Here is a 17111-nt window from a genome sequence, read left to right on the forward strand (position 1 = left end):
AAGGAAAGGCTGGGCTAACCTGCGGTTTTACCGTCGATCGCTCATCCGTGCTGACTATTGCTCAGATGCCGACTGGGTGACACGGCGCCCGCCGAGGCTCATCCGCACCCCTCCCGTGGGAGACATCCGCAAAGGTCCCCGTGACCCCCTGAGGTCCCGACGCGGCCCCGCTGTGGCCCCGTCGTGGTCCCGTGAAGGAGAGGCCGCCCATGGCATCGATCGCCTGCACTCCCCCGGCCCCGGCGCCCGGGGACGCCACCGGACTCCACGAGCGGGCCCGCGGCGCACTGCTCGGCCTGGCCGTCGGAGACGCGCTGGGGGCGCCCGCCGAGAACCTGAAGCCCTCCGAGATCCGCGCCCGCTGGGGCCGCATCACGGGATACGTCGCCGAGGAGCCGTGCGGCACGGACGACACCGAGTACGCGATCTTCTCGGGCCTGCTGCTGGCCCGGCACGGCTCGGCACTCACCCCCGCCCATGTCGAGGCCGCCTGGCACGAGTGGATCGCCGACCGGGCCGAGGGCCCCTTCCGCGGCGCGGGCTTCAGCGAGCGGGGCACGCTGGAGAACCTCCGCCGCGGCCTCGCGGCACCCATCTCCGCCCAGCACCGGCACGCCTGGAGCGACGGCCTGGCGATGCGGGCGGCACCCTTCGGCGTCTTCGCGGCGGGCCGCCCCGCCGAAGCGGCCCGTCTGGTGGCGATCGACGGCCTGGTCAGCCACGAGGGCGAGGGCATCTACGGCGGCCAGGCGGTCGCGGCGGGAGTGGCGGCGGCGATGGCGGGCGCCTCGCCCGCGGTGGTGATCGCCTCGGCGCTCGCCGTCGTCCCCGAGGACTCCTGGACGGCCCGCTCGCTGCGGCGTGCGGTGACCGTGGCCCACCGCGGCGAACGCGCGGTCCGCTCCGCGGTGGTCATCGGCGGCTACCCCTGGACCGACCTGGCCCCCGAGGCCGTCGCCCTCGCCTTCGGCGCGTACGCGGCGGCGGACGGCGACTTCCGGGAGGCGGTCCTCACCGCGGTCAACATGGGCCGCGACGCGGACACCACGGCGGCGGTGGCGGGTGCCCTGTCAGGCGCCACCCAGGGCGTCTCGGCGATCCCCCCGGAGTGGGCATCGGCCATCGGACCGGTCCGGGGCCGCTGTCTGCCCTCCATGGCCGGCCATCACGTCCTGGACGTGGCGGAGCTGCTGGTACCGGAGGAGGGCGGGAAGTGGGGGGCGGGGGTGGTACGGCCGGACTTCTCGCCGGAGGGCGTTCGGGAGCTCGAGCCGGCCATTTCTCAGCCGGCCGAGCCCCCCACACCCCTGCCGGCCACTTCTCAGCCGACCGAGTCGGGATGGGGGTCCCCCCGCGCGAGCGCAGCCGAGCGTGGCGGAGGGTGGGCAAAGGTCCGGGGGTCCAGGGCGCGGAGCCCCCTGGTCGGTGCGGACAGCGAGGGCCAGCCGTGACGCGCCGCATCGAAGGGCTCCTGCTGGGCCTGGCCGCAGGCGATGCCGCCGGCTGGCCCGCCGCCCGGCACCGAGCCGCCAGGATGCCCGAGTGGACCCGTCGCCTGACCCGCGAACTGGACACCTTCGCCGAGCAGAACGCCACCACCACCCTGCCCGTGCCGATCGCGCTCAACCAGCCACCGGAACCCCTCCGCCTCGGCCCCTCCGACGACGCCGAGTGGGCGGTGTTCGCCGCGGAGGCGGTCCTGCGGGCCGGTGACGACGACGTGCTCGGCGACCTCAGCCGGGAACGCCGTATGCGCGCCGCCATCGACCTCACCTGGACCGCCGTCGCCGCCGAGGTCGCCGCGGCGGCGGACCGCGCCCCCGAGATCGAGTCCGCCGTCCTGCCCCTGCGCGCCCGTATCTCCGTCCGCGCCGGCCTCGGCAACCTCGCCGCCGGCCTGCGCCCGCCCGCCACCGGCCACGACAACCCGCACTACTTCGACGACGCCGCCTGCGTCCGCGCCTGCGTCCTCGCCGTGGCCCACCCCGGCGACCCCCAACGCGCCGCCGACCTCGCTGAGTTCGACGCCCGCTACACCCAGGACGGCGACGGCGTGCACGGCGCCCGCGCGATGGCGGCGGCCCTCGCGCTCGCCCTCACCGGAGCGGACCCGGACGCCTGTGTGACGGCCGCGCTCGCCGAACTCCCCGCGGCGACGGAGATCGGCCGCAACACCCGCCACGCCCTCGCCCTGGCCGAGGACGGCGCGTCGGCGTTCGCCCTCATCCCCCTCCTCGAACACCAGATCGTCGACCACGTCTACAGCTACGGCATCGCCGCCGCAGAGACCGTCCCCGTGGCCCTGGCCCTCGCCACGGCCGCCCGGGGGCGTCTCGCCGAGGCCGTCCCCGCCGCCGCCTGCCTGTCCCGGGTCGCCGACTCCGCCCCCGCCCTCGCGGGCGCGCTCACCGGCGCCCTCGGCGGCGGCGCGGCCGTCCCGGCCAGCTGGCGCGACGCCTGCCGTACCCTGTCCGGCTGCGCCCTGCCCCGCCTCACCGGCACCGACCTGGTGGAACTCGCCGGACTCCTGGAAGCCGCACAACGGGCCCGACCAGGAGGATGATTCGGGGCATGACGCCCATAGGAGAAGAAAACCGCGGGCCCGGTCTGGACGAGCGGATCACCGGAGCCCTGGTCGGAGCCGCCGTCGGCGACGCGCTCGGCGGCCCCGTCGAGGGCTACTCCCCCGACCAGATCACCGACCGCCACGGCGGCCGGGTCCACGGCATCGTCGGTCCCTGGCACGGCGACGCCTGGCGCACGGCCCGCCCCATCGCCCCGTACCACAAGGGCGACGGCCACGTCACCGACGACACGTTGATGACCCACGCGCTGGTCAGGGTCTACGCCCGCGTCCGCGACCACCTCGACGCGTACGCCGTCTCCGACCACCTGGTCCCGGACCTGATGACGAACCCGCGCTGGATCCCGGAACTGGAGGCCGAGGCGCTGCCGCTCCACCGCGTCTTCCTCGCCGAGAAGTGGCTGGTGGCGCGGCTGGCCTACGGCCACGTGGACCCCCGGGAAGCGGGCGTCGGCAACATCGTCAACTGCGGTGCGGCGATGTACATGGCCCCCGTCGGCCTGGTCAACGCGGCCGACCCGGCCGGGGCGTACGCCGAGGCGCTGGACATCGCCGGAGCGCACCAGTCGTCGTACGGCCGTGAGGCCGCCGGAGTCTTCGCCGCGGCGGTCGCCGCCGCCACCGCACCGGGCGCGACCCCGGACTCGGTGGTGACCGCCTGTCTGTCCCTGGCGAAGGACGGCACGCGCACGGCGATCGAGAAGGTCTGCGAAGTGGCCCGCGACCACGGCGACTTCGAGTCGGCCCTGGTCCCCCTCCGGGAGGCGGTGGCCCCGTACGACACGGTCGGCCCCGACTACCGCGCCCCCTCGCTCGGCGCCCGTCGGCCCTCCCGGCTGCATTCCATCGAGGAACTCCCCGTCGCCCTCGGCATGTTGCTGGTCTCCGGCGGCGACTACCGGCAGGCGGTCCTGGGCGCGGTCAACTACGGCCGCGACTGCGACTCGACCGCCACGATGGCCGGCGCGCTCGCGGGCGCTCTGGGCTCCCCGGTCCCGGAGGACTGGGCGAAGACGGTGGCGGAGGCGAGCCGCCTGGACCTGTGGGAGCCGGCCCGCACCCTGGCCGCGGTCACCCGCGAGGTCTTCGCGCGGGACGTGCGCCGCCGGCGTGCACACGAGCAGGCCTTCGCGGCGCTCGGAGGCACGGCATGCTCCGCCTGACCTGGGTCCAGCCGGAGGACCTCCTGGGCCACGAACTCCGCCAGGCCCGCCTGGACGGCCGGGAACCGTCGAGGATCGAGGCACGGTGGCGGGCGGCGGGAGGCCTGGAGCCTCCGGAGCGCGCGGGAGCCTCACCGCAACCGGCATCGCGATACCTTCGGCTGCTGGCGGAAGACCTGCTGGACGAACTCGCCGACCTCCCCAGCAAGTTGACCGACGACGAGCCGACGGACCTGGCCCGCCTCAAGGCACTGTGCCCGGACTGGCCCGAGCCTTCCGGAGGCCCCACCCCCACCCTCACCCCCCTCGCCCTCGAAGCATCCTGGCTGGGCCGGGCCATCGGCTGTCTCCTCGGCAAACCCGTCGAGAAGCTGCCCCTGGACGGCATCCGCGCCCTCGCCCGGTCCGCCGGCAACTGGCCCCTGTCCACCTGGTTCACCGCGAAGGGCGTCCCCGAAGACCTGCTCGCCCAGTACCCCTGGAACCGCCGCTCCGCCGCGACCTCCCTCGCCGAGAACATCGACGGCATGCCCGAGGACGACGACCTCAACTACCCCCTCCTCAACCTCCTCCTGCTCCAACGCCACGGAAGGACCTTCACCACCACCGACGTGGCACGGCTCTGGCTCGACGAACTCCCACCCGGGCGCACCTTCACCGCCGAACGCATCGCCTTCCGCAACCTCCTCACCGGCACCGAACCCCCGCACACCGCCCGCCACCGCAACCCGTTCCGCGAATGGATCGGCGCCCTGATCCGCGCCGACGTGCACGGCTGGACCAACCCGGGCGACCCCGCGGCCGCCGCCGAACAGGCCCACCGCGACGCTCGCCTCACCCACACCGCCAACGGCGTCTACGCGGCGATGTTCACGGCCGCCACCCTCGCGGCAGCGGCCACCGGCACCCACGACATCCACGCCTGCCTGCACACCGGCCGCACAGTGGTCCCACCCCGCTCCCGCCTGGCGCACGCGATCGACCACGCCCTGCGAACGGCCAGGAAACACAGGGACTTCGACGACGTCGTGGACGAACTCCACGCCGCCTACTCCGCGACCCACCACTGGGTCCACGCCATCCCCAACACCGCCCTGGTCGTCGCCGCCCTCACCCACGCGGACGGCGACTTCACCGGCTCCGTCTGCCGTGCCGTGTCCGGCGGCTGGGACACCGACTCCAACGGAGCGACCGCCGGCAGCGTCGCCGGTCTCCTCGCCGGCGCCCCGAGCGCGCTCCCCGAGCGCTGGCGGGCCCCGCTGAAGAACCGGCTCGCCACCACCGTCGCCGACTTCGACGGCACCGGCTTCGACACCCTCGCCCACCTCACGCACCTGGAGGCGACCCGACCATGACCCACATCGCCGTCCTCGGCAGCACCAACATGGACCTCGTCACCTACGTCGCCAAGGCTCCGCAGCGCGGCGAGACCGTGACGGGACGGGAGTTCCGTACGATCCCCGGCGGCAAGGGCGCCAACCAGGCGATCGCCGCGGCCCGCGCCGGAGCCACGGTCTCGATGATCGGCGCGGTCGGCAACGACGCCTTCGGGGTGCGCCTGCGCGACACCCTCGAACACTCCGGTGTGGACACCGACTTCCTGCGCACGGTCGAGGGCCCGTCCGGCACCGCGCACATCGTGGTGGACGACGAGGGCGGCAACTCCATCGTCGTCATCCCCGGCGCGAACGGCACCGTCGACCACCTCGCACCCGGCGACGAGGGCGTGCTCGCCTCCGTCGACGCCCTGCTGCTCCAGCTGGAGATCCCGCTGGCCGCGGTCGTCGCCGGCGCGCAGGCGGCCCGCCGGCACGGCGTCCGCACGATCCTCACTCCGGCCCCCGCCCAACCACTGCCGCCCGAACTCCTCGCCGCGACCGACCTGTTGGTCCCCAACGAGTACGAGGCCGTCACCCTCACCGGCCGCACCGACCCACGGGAGGCGGCCGCCGCCCTGCTCGACCTGGTGCCGGAGGTCGTCGTCACCCTGGGCGCGACCGGCAGCCTCTATCTGGCCCGGGGCGCCGAACCCCTCGTGGTGCCCGCGCCCAGGGTGAAGGCCGTGGACTCCACCGGGGCGGGCGACACCTTCGTCGGCGCGCTCGCGGTGGCCCTCGCCGAGGAGAAGCCGGTGCGGGAGGCCCTGTCCTGGGCGGCCGCCGCCGCAGCCTTGTCCGTGCAGCGGGAGGGGGCGTCGGCGTCGATGCCGTACCGCCCGGAGATCGACGCGCAGTGCACGGCATGAGCATGAGTACGACCACGACCACGACTGCGAGTACGACCACGGCCACGACGGCGAGTACGGCCCCGCGCATCCAGCCCCTCGACGATCTGCGGGTCCTCGATCTGGCCACCCTCTTCGCCGGCCCCATGGCCGCGACCCTGCTCGGCGACTTCGGCGCCGAGGTGATCAAGGTGGAGCACCCCGGCCGCCCCGACCCGTCCCGGGGACACGGCCCGGCGAAGGACGGCGTCGGACTGTGGTGGAAGGTGCTCGGCCGCAACAAGCGCACCATCACCCTCGACCTGTCCAAGCCCGGCGGCCGCGCGACCCTGCTCCGGCTCGCCGCCACCGCCGACGTGGTGATCGAGAACTTCCGCCCCGGCACCCTGGAGAAGTGGGACCTGGGCTGGGCGGAGCTGTCCGCCGCCAACCCGCGGCTGATCCTCACCCGGGTCACGGCCTTCGGCCAGTTCGGCCCGTACGCGCACCGGCCCGGCTTCGGCACCCTCGCCGAGGCGCTGAGCGGCTTCGCGGCCCTCACCGGCGAACCGGACGCACCGCCGACGCTCCCGCCGTTCGGGCTCGCGGACTCGGTCGCGGGCCTCGCCACGGCGTACTCCGTGCTGACGGCCCTGGCCGCGAGGGACCGGACCGGCGAGGGGCAGGTCGTGGACATGGCGATCATCGAACCGATCCTCGCCGTCCTCGGCCCCCAGACCACCTGGTACGACCAGCTCGGCTACGTCCAGGAACGCACCGGCAACCGGTCCGCGAACAACGCCCCGCGCAACACCTACCGCACCGCCGACGGCGGCTGGGTCGCCGTCTCCACCTCCGCTCAGTCGGTGGCGGAGCGGGTGCTGCGGCTGGTTGGCCGCCCGGAGCTGATCGAGGAGCCGTGGTTCGCCACGGGCACCGACCGGGCCGCGCACGCCGACGTCCTGGACGAGGCGGTGGGCTCCTGGATCGCGGCCCGCACCCGCGCCGAGGTGCTCGCGGCCTTCGAGAAGGCGGACGCGGCGGTGGCCCCGGTCCAGGACGCCCGGGACGTCCTGGCCGACCCCCAGTACCAGGCCCTGGACACGGTCACCACCGTGGCCGACCCGGAGCTGGGCCCGCTGCGCATGCAGAACGTGCTCTTCCGGCTGTCCGCCACGCCCGGCGCGATCCGCTGGGCCGGGCGCCCACACGGCGCCGACACGGAGGCGGTGCTCACCGAGCTGGGCCTGGCCCCGGCCGAGCTGCGCGCCCTGCGCGAGGAGGGCGCCCTGTGACGCCGTTCCCGCTGACCTGGCTCTACGTCCCCGGCGACCGCCCGCACGTCGTGGCCAAGGCGCTGGCCGCGGGCGCCGACGTGGTGGTCATCGACCTGGAGGACGCGGTCGCCCCCGACCGCAAGAACTACGCCCGCGCGGCCACGACCGAGCGCCTGTGCGAGCCCCAGCCCGTCCCGGTCCACGTCCGGGTCAACGCCCTCGACGGCCCCTGGGCGGCCGCCGACCTGACGGCGCTGGCCACCCTGCCGGGCCTGTCCGGGCTACGACTCCCGAAGGTGACGTCCCCGGGCCAGATCCGGCAGGTCGCCGTGGCCACTCCGGTCCCCCTGTACGCCCTCCTGGAGTCGGCCCTCGGCATCGAGCACGCGTACGCCATCGCCACCGCCCATCCGTCCCTGCGGGGCGTCTCGCTCGGGGAGGCCGACCTCCGGGCCGACCTGGGCGTACGGGTCGACGCGGGCCTCGACTGGCCCCGCTCCCGGGTGGTCGTCGCCGCGCGCGCGGCGGGCCTGGCACCGCCGCCCCAGTCCGTCCACCCCGACATCCGCGACCTGGACGGCCTGGCCACCTCGTGCGCCCGGGGCCGCACCCTCGGCTTCCTGGGCCGGGCGGCGATCCACCCACGGCAGCTGCCGGTGATCGAGCGGGCGTATCTCCCGACGTCCGCGGAGATCGAGGCAGCGGAAACGATCGTCAAGGCAGCGGCGACGAACGAGGGTGCCCAGGCCCTGCCCGACGGCCGCTTCGTCGACGCGGCGGTGGTGGCGGCAGCACAGCGAACCCTGTCGTTGGGACGGAGGCGCTGAACTTTTTTCCACACGCACTGAGGGCGCCCAGAGGATTCCGGGCGCCCTCAGTGTCGTACAACCGGCCGTCAGCTCTTCTTCGTCGCCGACTCGGCCTCGTCCTTCGGTGAGTCCTGCGGCTCCGGCTCCGGCTCCGAGGTGTCCTGCTGCTCGGACTGCGGGGAGTCGGCGGAGTCGTCCTGGGACTCGGGCTCGCTCTCCCCGCCGGGTACCTCGGCAACCGCCGCCGGCTCTACCACCGCTTCCCGGCCCGGCCGCTTCTTCGCCGACACCACGATGTACGTCACCGCCAGCAGGAACACGATGATCGCGGTCCAGTCGTTGAGGCGGAGGCCCAGGATGTGGTGGGCGTCGTCGACGCGCATGTACTCGATCCAGCCGCGGCCCACGCAGTACGCGGCGACGTACAGGGCGAAGGCCCGGCCGTGGCCCAGCTGGAAGCGGCGGTCGGCCCAGATGACCAGGAGGGCGACGCCGACGCACCAAAGGGACTCGTAGAGGAAGGTCGGATGGTAGTAGCCCGGCACCCGGCCGCCCTCGGAGGAGGTGATGTGCAGCGCCCACGGAACATGCGTCTCGCGTCCGTACAGCTCCTGGTTGAACCAGTTGCCCCAGCGGCCGATGGCCTGCGCGAAGGCGATGCCGGGGGCGATGGCGTCGGCGTAGGCGGGCAGCGGGATGCCCCGGCGCCGGCAGCCGATCCAGGCGCCCACCGCGCCGAGGGCGATCGCGCCCCAGATGCCGAGGCCGCCCTCCCACACCTTGAAGGCGTCCACCCAGTCACGGCCCGGGCTGAAGTACAGCTCGTAGTCCGTGATCACGTGGTAGAGCCGGCCGCCGACGAGGCCGAAGGGAACGGCCCAGACCGCGATGTCGGCAACCGTGCCGGCTCGCCCGCCCCGGGCGATCCAGCGCTTGTTGCCGAGCCAGACGGCGACGAAGACGCCGATGATGATGCAGAAGGCGTAGCCGCGCAGCGGGATCGGACCGAGGTTCCAGACCCCGCGCGACGGGCTGGGAATGTAGGCAAGTTCCATGGCAAGGTCGACGCTACCGTGCCGGGCCGCGAGGACGGCAGGCAGCCCGGCTACGGGTCCATAACGGGCACGTGAGAAACACGCTTACCCGCGGTTCGCCTCCTCCACCATCTGCTTGAGCTTCGCCGGGGTCATCGTCTGGTCCGCGTAGATGTTCTTGCCGCCGAACAGGACGGTGGGCGTGCCGCTGAAGCCGCCGGCCTGGAAGGCCTTGTGGGACTTGTTCACCCAGCTGTCGTGGGTGCCGTCCTTGACGCACTTCTGGAACGCTGGGGTGTCGAGGCCGTTCACCTTGCCGGCCAGCTGGATCAGCTCGGCGTTGTCCGCCAAGGCGTCGTCGGTCTCCTTGGGCTGGTTCTCGTACAGCACGTCGTGGTAGTCGCGGAACTTTCCGGCGTCCTGGGCGCAGGCCGCGGCGTTGGCCGCGCGCAGGGAGCCGGTGCCGCCGAGGTTGCCGTCGATCAGCCGGACCAGGTGGTACTCGACTCTGAGCTTGCCCGCGTCGGTGAGCTCGTGGAGCGTGGGCCGGTACATCGTCTCGAAGGCCTGGCAGGCCGGGCAGCGGAAGTCCTCCCAGACCGTGAGCGTCGCCTTGGCGCCGTCCTTGCCGACCGGGATCGCGAGACTGTCCTTGCCCTGCGCGCCGGAGGGCGCCACGACCGGGCCCGCACTGGTGGTCTTCTGCTTGCCCGAGTTGGCGGCGATGACGCCGATCACCGCCGCGAGCCCCAGGACGCAGATGACGCTCGCGCCCACGATCAGCGCGCGCCGTCGCTTCTCCGCGGCCTTCTGCTTCTCGCGCTCGACCGCCAGCCGCTCCCGGGCGGTGCGCTTTCCGTCACGGTTCTTCTCGCTCACACCCCCAGAACGAACCGGGGAGGCGCAGCGCGCCTCCCCGGCCTGAGGTCCACTCGTTCGAGTGACCGAATCTTCCGTCGCGAACACCTACGGAAAGCTGTGCGAAAACTACGGACAGCTGCGAACGGCCGCGGCGGATGACGAACGGTTACGCCTGTCGGCGTACGCCCTTCGCCAGTTCGCCGGCGAGCCCGCGCACCGCCTCGATGCCGGAGGCGTGGTCCGGGGCGTCCAGCATCCGCTTCACGAACGCCGAGCCGACGATGACACCGTCGGCGAAGCCGGCGACCTCGGCGGCCTGGGCCGCGTTGGAGACGCCGAGACCCACGCACACCGGCAGCGTGCTGCCGGTGGCCCGGGTGCGCTCGACCAGGTCGTGGGCCTGGGCGCCGACCGACTCGCGGGTGCCGGTGACACCCATCAGCGAGGCCGCGTAGACGAAGCCGCTGCCCGCCGCGGTGATCTGGGCGAGCCGCTCGTCCTTGCTGCTGGGGGCGACGACGAAGACGGTGGCGAGGCCGTGCTTCTCCGCGTGCTCCCTCCACAGGCCCGACTCCTGGACCGGCAGGTCGGGCAGGATGCAGCCCGCGCCGCCCGCCTCGGCCAGCTCGGCGGTGAAGCGCTCGACGCCGTAGCGGTCGATGGGGTTCCAGTAGGTCATCACGAGTACCGGCTTCCCGGTCGCCTCGTGCGCCTCCCGGACCGTCCGCATGACGTCCGCGATCCTGACTCCGCCGCGCAGGGCGATGTCGTCGGCGGTCTGGATCACCGGACCGTCGAGGACCGGGTCGCTGTGCGGCAGACCGACCTCGACGACGTCGGCGCCGCCGTCGAAGACGGCCTTGATCGCCTCGATGCCGCCGTCCACGGTCGGGAAGCCCGCCGGGAGGTAGGCGATGAGGGCGGAGCGCCCCTCCGCCTTGGCGGCGGCGAGGGTGTCGTTCAGAAGCTGGATGTTGCCGCTCACTTGGCGTCCCCCTCGATCTCGGCCATGTCGGCTTCGTTGGCGGCCACCTCGGCGTCGGTGTCGTACAGGCCGAAGTAGCGCGCCGCGGTGTCCATGTCCTTGTCACCGCGGCCGGACAGGTTGACCACGATCAGCCCGTCCTTGCCCAGCTCCTTGCCGACCTCCAGGGCACCGGCGAGGGCGTGGGCACTCTCGATGGCCGGGATGATGCCCTCGGTCCGCGACAGCAGGCGCAGGGCCTGCATGGCGGCGTCGTCGGTGATCGCGCGGTACTCGCCGCGGCCGCTGTCGCGCAGGTAGGAGTGCTCCGGGCCGACGCCCGGGTAGTCGAGACCGGCCGAGATCGAGTACGGCTCGGTGATCTGGCCCTCGTCGTCCTGCAGGACGTAGGAGCGGGAGCCGTGCAGGATGCCGGGCTCGCCCGCGGTCAGGGTGGCCGCGTGCTCACCGGTCTCCACGCCGTGCCCGGCCGGCTCGCAGCCGATCAGGCGGACGCCCTCGTCGGGGATGAAGGCGTGGAAGAGGCCGATGGCGTTGGAGCCGCCGCCCACGCAGGCGACGGCGGCGTCGGGGAGACGGCCGGCGCGCTCCAGGAGCTGCCGCCGCGCCTCCACGCCGATCACCCGGTGGAAGTCGCGGACCATGGCCGGGAAGGGGTGCGGGCCGGCGACCGTACCGAACAGGTAGTGGGTGTGGTCGACGTTGGCGACCCAGTCCCGGAACGCCTCGTTGATGGCGTCCTTCAGCGTGCGGCTGCCGGACTTCACGGCGACGACCTCGGCGCCGAGCATGCGCATACGGGCCACGTTGAGGGCCTGGCGCTGGGTGTCGATCTCGCCCATGTAGATGGTGCAGTCGAGGCCGAAGAGGGCGCAGGCGGTGGCCGTGGCGACGCCGTGCTGGCCGGCGCCGGTCTCCGCGATGACGCGGGTCTTGCCCATGCGCCTGGTGAGCAGGGCCTGGCCGAGAACATTGTTGATCTTGTGGGAGCCGGTGTGGTTCAGGTCTTCCCGCTTGAGGAACACCCGGGCGCCACCGGCGTGTTCGGCGAACCTCGGCACCTCGGTGAGGGCGCTGGGGCGGCCGGTGTAGTTGACGAGCAGGTCGTCGAGTTCGCGGGCGAACTCGGGGTCGTGCTTCGCCTTCTCGTACTCGACGGCGACCTCGTCCACGGCGGCGACGAGGGCCTCCGGGATGAACTTGCCGCCGAACGCGCCGAAGTAGCCCTCGGTGCTGGGCACCTGACCGCTGGGGTCAGGGATGAAGAATTGGCTGGGCATGCGGAAACCTCACGGTGAGTGGTGTGTGAACAGCACTGATCGCCGTGGGGGCGGGGATTGTCAGTCGGCTGTGGGCCAGATGTGGCTGGTCGCGCCCGCGCGGCGGAGCCGCGTGTCCGGGCACTGCCCCGCGCCCCTGGAGGGGCGCTGCCATCGCATGCCGTTGACCTGCCCGGGCTCGTCACCGATGACGTACCGCACCCGTCGGCCGTGCACCCTGCGGGCGGGCGCACGGCAGCCACGCGGGCGGCAGCCGCGCGCGAGGCGGGCGTACCTGTCCGCGGCCGTGGCGGGTGTGGTCGGAGTCATCGCGGTCAGCCTAGCCGTCGATCAGCTCCGGCCGTGCCGCAGTGCGGGGTGCTCGCCCGCCGCGACCAGGTCGGAGACTGCCGTCTTCGGGTCCTTGCCGGTGACCAGGGACTCGCCCACCAGGACCGCGTCGGCGCCGGCGTTGGCGTACGCGATCAGGTCGTGCGGCCCGCGCACACCGGACTCGGCGACCTTGACGATGCTCTCGGGGATCTCCGGGGCCACCCGCTCGAAGGTGCCGCGGTCGACCTCCAGGGTCTTCAGGTTGCGCGCGTTGACGCCGATGATCCTGGCGCCCGCGGCCACGGCCCGCTCGACCTCCTCCTCGTCGTGCACCTCGACGAGCGGGGTGAGTCCGATGGAGACGGCACGCTCGATCAGCGACTCGAGAGCCGGCTGGTCCAGGGCGGCCACGATCAGCAGCACGAGGTCGGCGCCGTATGCGCGGGCCTCCCACAGCTGGTACGACGTGACGATGAAGTCCTTGCGCAGGACCGGGATGTCCACACGCGCGCGGACGGCCTCCAGGTCGGCCAGCGAGCCGCCGAAGCGGCGCTGTTCGGTGAGGACCGAGATGACGGCCGCACCGCCCGCCTCGTAGTCCGCCGCGAGCCCGGCCGGGTCGGCGATCGCGGCCAGCGCGCCCTTGGAGGGGCTGGAGCGCTTGACCTCGCAGATCACCTTGACGCCGTCGCCCTTGAGTGCGGCGACCCCGTCCTTGGCGGCGGGGGCCTTCGCCGCACGCTCCTTGAGCTCGTCGAGGCTGACGCGTGCCTGCCGCTCCGCGAGGTCGGCACGGACTCCGTCGATGATCTCGTCGAGCACACTCACGCGAGCGGCCCCCTTTCAGACGGTTGTTCCTTCGGGTTCTGAAAACCCTTGGTCACTGCGATGGTATCCGCAGGTCCACGATGGCCCTGCATCCGATCTATACCGGTCCCACCACCTGGACATTCCGTGGACGGGTCCGAGAGCGGTCCGGGAGCGGTCTAGGGGTGCAGCCAGCCGCCGACCGGCAGGTTCCGGACCACGGTGAAGACCAGCAGCAACGCGCCGATGCTCCACATCTGCACCTGTCCGAGTTCGATCCGTAGCGGCCGGCCGCGCACCGCGCGGACCACCCAGACGGTCCACAGCACCGCGAAGCCGAGGTAGGCGGCCACGCCCACCGCGTTGTCGTGCAGGGCGGTGAACAGGTCGCCGTGGACGAAGGCGTGCGCGCTGCGCAGTCCGCCGCAGCCGGGGCAGTACAGGCCGGTGAGCCGGTACAAGGGGCACACCGGGTAGTGGCCGGGCTCGTTCGGGTCGACCGTGCCGACGTACGCGAAGGCCCCGCCGACGGCCGCGAGCAGGCCGGCCGGAAGGGCGAGCCGACCCCACAGGGCGGGCGACGGGCTGGTGCGCGGGGCGCTACGGCTGTCGGCGTTCACGCTAGGCATTCTGCCCCGCACGCCCCGCGCACGCGCGCGAGGGGCGGACTTGCGGCGCTGCCTCGACCGGCCCGCCGCGGTCGGCGGCGCACACGGCCGCGGCGCCCCGGTTGCGCGCCACGACGCGCGCGAGGAGCAACCCGACGGCGTTGCCCCCCACGAGCCCACACCCGGCAGTCGGCAACACACGCCGACCGCGCCCGCACGCCCCCACCACGCACGCCACGAGCAACCCCGGCAGCGCCACCTCGCACGGACCAGCAACCAGCCGGTAGGCCCCCCCGGCGCCCCGGACGCGCTCCACGACACGCGCAAGGAGCAACCCCGGCAGCGCCAACTCGCCCGAGCCCGTGAGCAGCGGTCGGCGACACACGCCGACCGCGCCCCGGTACGCGCGAGGGGCGGCCCGCACCCCTCTCGGGTCCGGGCCGCCCCTCGTGGGAAGCGGTGGTGCTCAGCTCTCGGCGCCGGCCGGCTCGCGGGTCGGGGCGGGGGCCGCGTGGACGAGGGCCTGCGCCTGCTTCGGCTGGCCGAGGCCCATGGCGCGCATGGCGGCGCCCACGACGCCACCGAGGACCACGATCGCCATGCCGGCCCAGAAGCCGACCGGCTGGGCCATCACCATGAAGGCGCCCGCGACGCAGAAACCGATGAAGGCGATGGTGACGCCGGTCCAGGCGGCCGGGGTGTGACCGTGGCTGCTGCCCGCCATGACTTGCTCCTCATTGCTGTATGTCCTAGTCCGAGCCGGACGCTCGTCGTCCATTGTCCCGTACGCGCACGCGTGCCGGACGCGCGGGTGGCGTCTGGTTCGCCACATCCGGCGACCGCCGGGGGATACCGCTCAGGCGCCGGTCGGGTCCTCGCCGCGGTCCAGGGCCTTCCAGATCTCCTCGGGACGCTCGGGGTCCACCGGGCGCGCCTTGCGCCGCGGGCGGTCGGCCCCGCGCTCGTAGCGGCCGGACATGGCGGGCCACAGGCTGCCGTAGCGCAGGGCGAGCAGCCCGGCGAGCAGGATCAGGAGGCCGCCGACGGCCGCGACGTACGGCCAGCCGGTGTGGCTGAGGGCGGCGACCGTGGCCGAGGTGTCGCCGGTGGTCTGCGCGGCCTTCTCGTCCAGCGCGGAACTGTCGGAGGCCCCGACGAGGGCGGCGGCGACGATGCCGGCGCCGGAGAGCGCGAGCACCGCGGCGACGGCGAGGCGGCCCGCCCTGCGGACGGCGAAGACGGCGACGAGCGCGGCGAGGCCCACTATGGCGAGGGCCGCGGGGACGCCCGTGACGTCGCTGCCCTTGGCGGTCAACGGGAACGCGCCGCCGGCCACCGTGGCGGTGCCCTCCGCCCAGCGCTGCCGGGTCGCGAGCAGCGCCACGGCCGCGCCGAGCGCACCGCACAGCAGGGCGAGGGCGAGGCTCCGGCGGCCTGACCGGGCGGGTCCGGCCGCTTCGGAGGGAGGGTGAGGTACGGCAGTCATGTACTCCACTATCGCGCCAGCTGCCAGGCGCCGAGACACCGGGGCGTGCACAACGAGCGCCACTGGCTGTGCCACGGCCTTTGCGTCCCGCTCCACACCAGTGGTGCGGGGGTGATCGGCTGCGCCCCCGCGCCTGCACCCCGCGCCTGCACGATCAACGTCCCGTACGAAGGACGATCACGAGCCGATCGTGCTGGTCAGCTGCCCAGCCGGTTCGCCGTGTGGACCGCCCGCAGTACCGCGGCGGCCTTGTTGCGGCACTCCTGGTCCTCGGCGACCGGGTCGGAGTCGGCGACGATGCCCGCGCCGGCCTGCACATAGGCCGTGCCGTCCCGGAGCAGGGCCGTGCGGATGGCGATGGCGGTGTCGGAGTCGCCGGCGAAGTCGAGGTAGCCGACGCAGCCGCCGTACAGGCCGCGCCGGGACGGCTCCAGTTCGTCGATGATCTGCATGGCGCGGGGCTTGGGGGCGCCGGACAGGGTGCCCGCCGGGAAGCACGCGGTCAGCACGTCGAAGGCCGTACGGCCCTGGGCGACCCGGCCGGTGACCGTGGACACGATGTGCATGACGTGCGAGTAGCGCTCGATGGACATGAAGTCCACGACTTCCACCGAGCCGGGCTCGCAGACCCGGCCGAGGTCGTTGCGGCCGAGGTCGACCAGCATCAGGTGCTCGGCGCGCTCCTTGGGGTCGGCGAGCAGCTCCTCGGCGAGGGTCTGGTCCTCCTGCGGGGTGGCGCCGCGGTGCCGGGTGCCGGCGATGGGGTGGACCATCGCGCGCCCGTCCTCGACCTTGACCAGCGCCTCGGGGGACGAGCCGACGACGTCGAACGCGCCTCCTTCCCCGTGGGGGAACCGGAACAGGTACATGTACGGCGACGGGTTGGTGGCCCGCAGGACCCGGTAGACGTCCAGCGCGCTCGCCGTGCACGGGGTCTCGAAGCGCTGGGAGGGCACGACCTGGAAGGCCTCGCCCGCGCGGATGCGCTCCTTGACGTCCTCCACGGCCGCCTGGAAGTCGGGGCCGCCCCACAGGGCGGTGTACTCGGGCAGTTCGGAGGGCGGCAGGACCGCCGGGGGCTGGGCGACCGCCCGCGACAGGTCGGCCTCCATGGCGTCGAGGCGGGCCACGGCGTCGGCGTAGGCCTCGTCCACCCCGGTGTCGAGGTCGTTGTGGTTGATCGCGTTGGCGATCAGCAGGACCGAGCCCTCCCAGTGGTCCATGACGGCGAGGTCGCTGGTGAGGAGCATGGTCAGCTCGGGCAGCTTCAGGTCGTCGCGCTCGCCGGGGCCGATCTTCTCCAGGCGGCGGACGATGTCGTAGCCGAGGTAGCCGACCATGCCGCCGGTGAAGGGCGGCATGCCCTCCTGGTGCGGGGTGTGCAGGGCCTGGAGGGTGGCGCGCAGGGCGACGAGCGGGTCGCCGGAGGTCGGGACGCCCACGGGCGGACTGCCGAGCCAGTGGGCCTCGCCGTCCCGCGTGGTGAGGGTCGCGGCGGAGCGTACGCCCACGAAGGAGTAGCGGGACCAGGAGCGGCCGTTCTCCGCGGACTCCAGCAGGAAGGTGCCGGGGCGTTCGGCGGCGAGCTTGCGGTAGAGCGCGACCGGGGTGTCGCCGTCGGCGAGGAGCTTGCGCGTGACCGGGATGACACGTCGGTCGGTGGCGAGCTTGCGGAAGGTCTCGAGGTCCATGGCGGCTGACC

Annotated in this window: 17 protein-coding genes; 7 read left to right on the forward strand and 10 right to left on the reverse strand. The window is 73.5% G+C overall.

The features are described from left to right. Positions 1-209: 209 nt before the first annotated feature. Genes ACWC5O_RS14605 through ACWC5O_RS14635 form a run of 7 tightly spaced genes read left to right on the forward strand, consistent with a single transcriptional unit; the run spans position 210 to position 8054 of the window. Complete coding sequence (locus tag ACWC5O_RS14605; protein WP_450587335.1) at positions 210-1451, forward strand: ADP-ribosylglycohydrolase family protein; 1242 nt, start codon at positions 210-212, stop codon at positions 1449-1451. After that, a complete protein-coding gene (locus ACWC5O_RS14610) occupies positions 1340-2563 on the forward strand; it encodes an ADP-ribosylglycohydrolase family protein (RefSeq protein WP_450587334.1) in 1224 nt (407 codons plus the stop codon). The genes ACWC5O_RS14605 and ACWC5O_RS14610 overlap by 112 nt, the downstream gene beginning before the upstream one ends. A gap of 8 nt (positions 2564-2571) precedes the next feature. Then, the gene (locus ACWC5O_RS14615) at positions 2572-3747 is read left to right on the forward strand and encodes an ADP-ribosylglycohydrolase family protein (protein WP_450587333.1); all 1176 of its coding nucleotides are present in this window, start codon (positions 2572-2574) and stop codon (positions 3745-3747) included. Beyond that, positions 3735-5102: an ADP-ribosylglycohydrolase family protein gene (locus ACWC5O_RS14620; RefSeq protein WP_450587332.1), complete on the forward strand. Its 1368-nt coding sequence runs from the start codon at positions 3735-3737 to the stop codon at positions 5100-5102. Before ACWC5O_RS14615 ends, ACWC5O_RS14620 begins: the two co-directional genes overlap by 13 nt. Then, the gene (gene rbsK, locus ACWC5O_RS14625) at positions 5099-5992 is read left to right on the forward strand and encodes a ribokinase (RefSeq protein ID WP_450587330.1); all 894 of its coding nucleotides are present in this window, start codon (positions 5099-5101) and stop codon (positions 5990-5992) included. Before ACWC5O_RS14620 ends, rbsK begins: the two co-directional genes overlap by 4 nt. Positions 5993-5994: 2 nt before the next feature. Further along, complete coding sequence (locus ACWC5O_RS14630; protein ID WP_450587328.1) at positions 5995-7245, forward strand: CaiB/BaiF CoA transferase family protein; 1251 nt, start codon at positions 5995-5997, stop codon at positions 7243-7245. Continuing rightward, positions 7242-8054: an HpcH/HpaI aldolase/citrate lyase family protein gene (locus ACWC5O_RS14635; RefSeq protein ID WP_450587326.1), complete on the forward strand. Its 813-nt coding sequence runs from the start codon at positions 7242-7244 to the stop codon at positions 8052-8054. The genes ACWC5O_RS14630 and ACWC5O_RS14635 overlap by 4 nt, the downstream gene beginning before the upstream one ends. Before the next feature lie 68 nt (positions 8055-8122). Here the strand turns inward: ACWC5O_RS14635 and lgt are convergent, their stop codons facing one another. The 10 genes from lgt to ACWC5O_RS14685 form a co-directional block, all read right to left on the reverse strand. Next, entirely contained in the window at positions 8123-9091 is a 969-nt protein-coding gene (lgt, locus tag ACWC5O_RS14640; protein ID WP_450587325.1) for a prolipoprotein diacylglyceryl transferase, read from the reverse strand. A gap of 84 nt (positions 9092-9175) precedes the next feature. After that, positions 9176-9949 carry a DsbA family protein gene (locus ACWC5O_RS14645; RefSeq protein ID WP_450587324.1) on the reverse strand — a complete coding sequence of 258 codons (774 nt, stop codon included), beginning with the start codon at positions 9947-9949 and terminating at the stop codon, positions 9176-9178. Positions 9950-10097: 148 nt separating this feature from the next. Beyond that, positions 10098-10916, reverse strand: a complete 819-nt coding sequence (gene trpA, locus ACWC5O_RS14650; protein WP_450587322.1) for a tryptophan synthase subunit alpha — start codon at positions 10914-10916, stop codon at positions 10098-10100. Beyond that, positions 10913-12196, reverse strand: coding sequence for a tryptophan synthase subunit beta (gene trpB / locus ACWC5O_RS14655; protein ID WP_450587320.1), 1284 nt, complete (start codon positions 12194-12196; stop codon positions 10913-10915). The genes trpA and trpB overlap by 4 nt, the downstream gene beginning before the upstream one ends. A 60-nt stretch (positions 12197-12256) precedes the next feature. Then, positions 12257-12505, reverse strand: a complete 249-nt coding sequence (trpM, locus tag ACWC5O_RS14660; RefSeq protein WP_450587318.1) for a tryptophan biosynthesis modulator TrpM — start codon at positions 12503-12505, stop codon at positions 12257-12259. A gap of 21 nt (positions 12506-12526) precedes the next feature. Continuing rightward, positions 12527-13336 (reverse strand): indole-3-glycerol phosphate synthase TrpC, encoded by an 810-nt coding sequence (gene trpC, locus ACWC5O_RS14665; RefSeq protein WP_450587316.1) that lies wholly within the window; start codon positions 13334-13336, stop codon positions 12527-12529. 158 nt (positions 13337-13494) lie between these two features. After that, on the reverse strand, positions 13495-13944 hold the full coding sequence (locus ACWC5O_RS14670; protein ID WP_450587314.1) for a DUF2752 domain-containing protein: 450 nt from the start codon (positions 13942-13944) through the stop codon (positions 13495-13497). 445 nt (positions 13945-14389) lie between these two features. Further along, positions 14390-14647, reverse strand: coding sequence for an HGxxPAAW family protein (locus ACWC5O_RS14675; protein ID WP_450587313.1), 258 nt, complete (start codon positions 14645-14647; stop codon positions 14390-14392). Positions 14648-14779: 132 nt separating this feature from the next. Beyond that, positions 14780-15418 carry a TIGR02234 family membrane protein gene (locus ACWC5O_RS14680; protein ID WP_450587311.1) on the reverse strand — a complete coding sequence of 213 codons (639 nt, stop codon included), beginning with the start codon at positions 15416-15418 and terminating at the stop codon, positions 14780-14782. A 188-nt stretch (positions 15419-15606) separates the two neighbouring features. Further along, positions 15607-17100: an anthranilate synthase component I gene (locus tag ACWC5O_RS14685; RefSeq protein ID WP_450587309.1), complete on the reverse strand. Its 1494-nt coding sequence runs from the start codon at positions 17098-17100 to the stop codon at positions 15607-15609. Between the last annotated feature and the right edge of the window lie 11 nt (positions 17101-17111).

The organism is Streptomyces sp. NPDC001450, assembly GCF_053597295.1.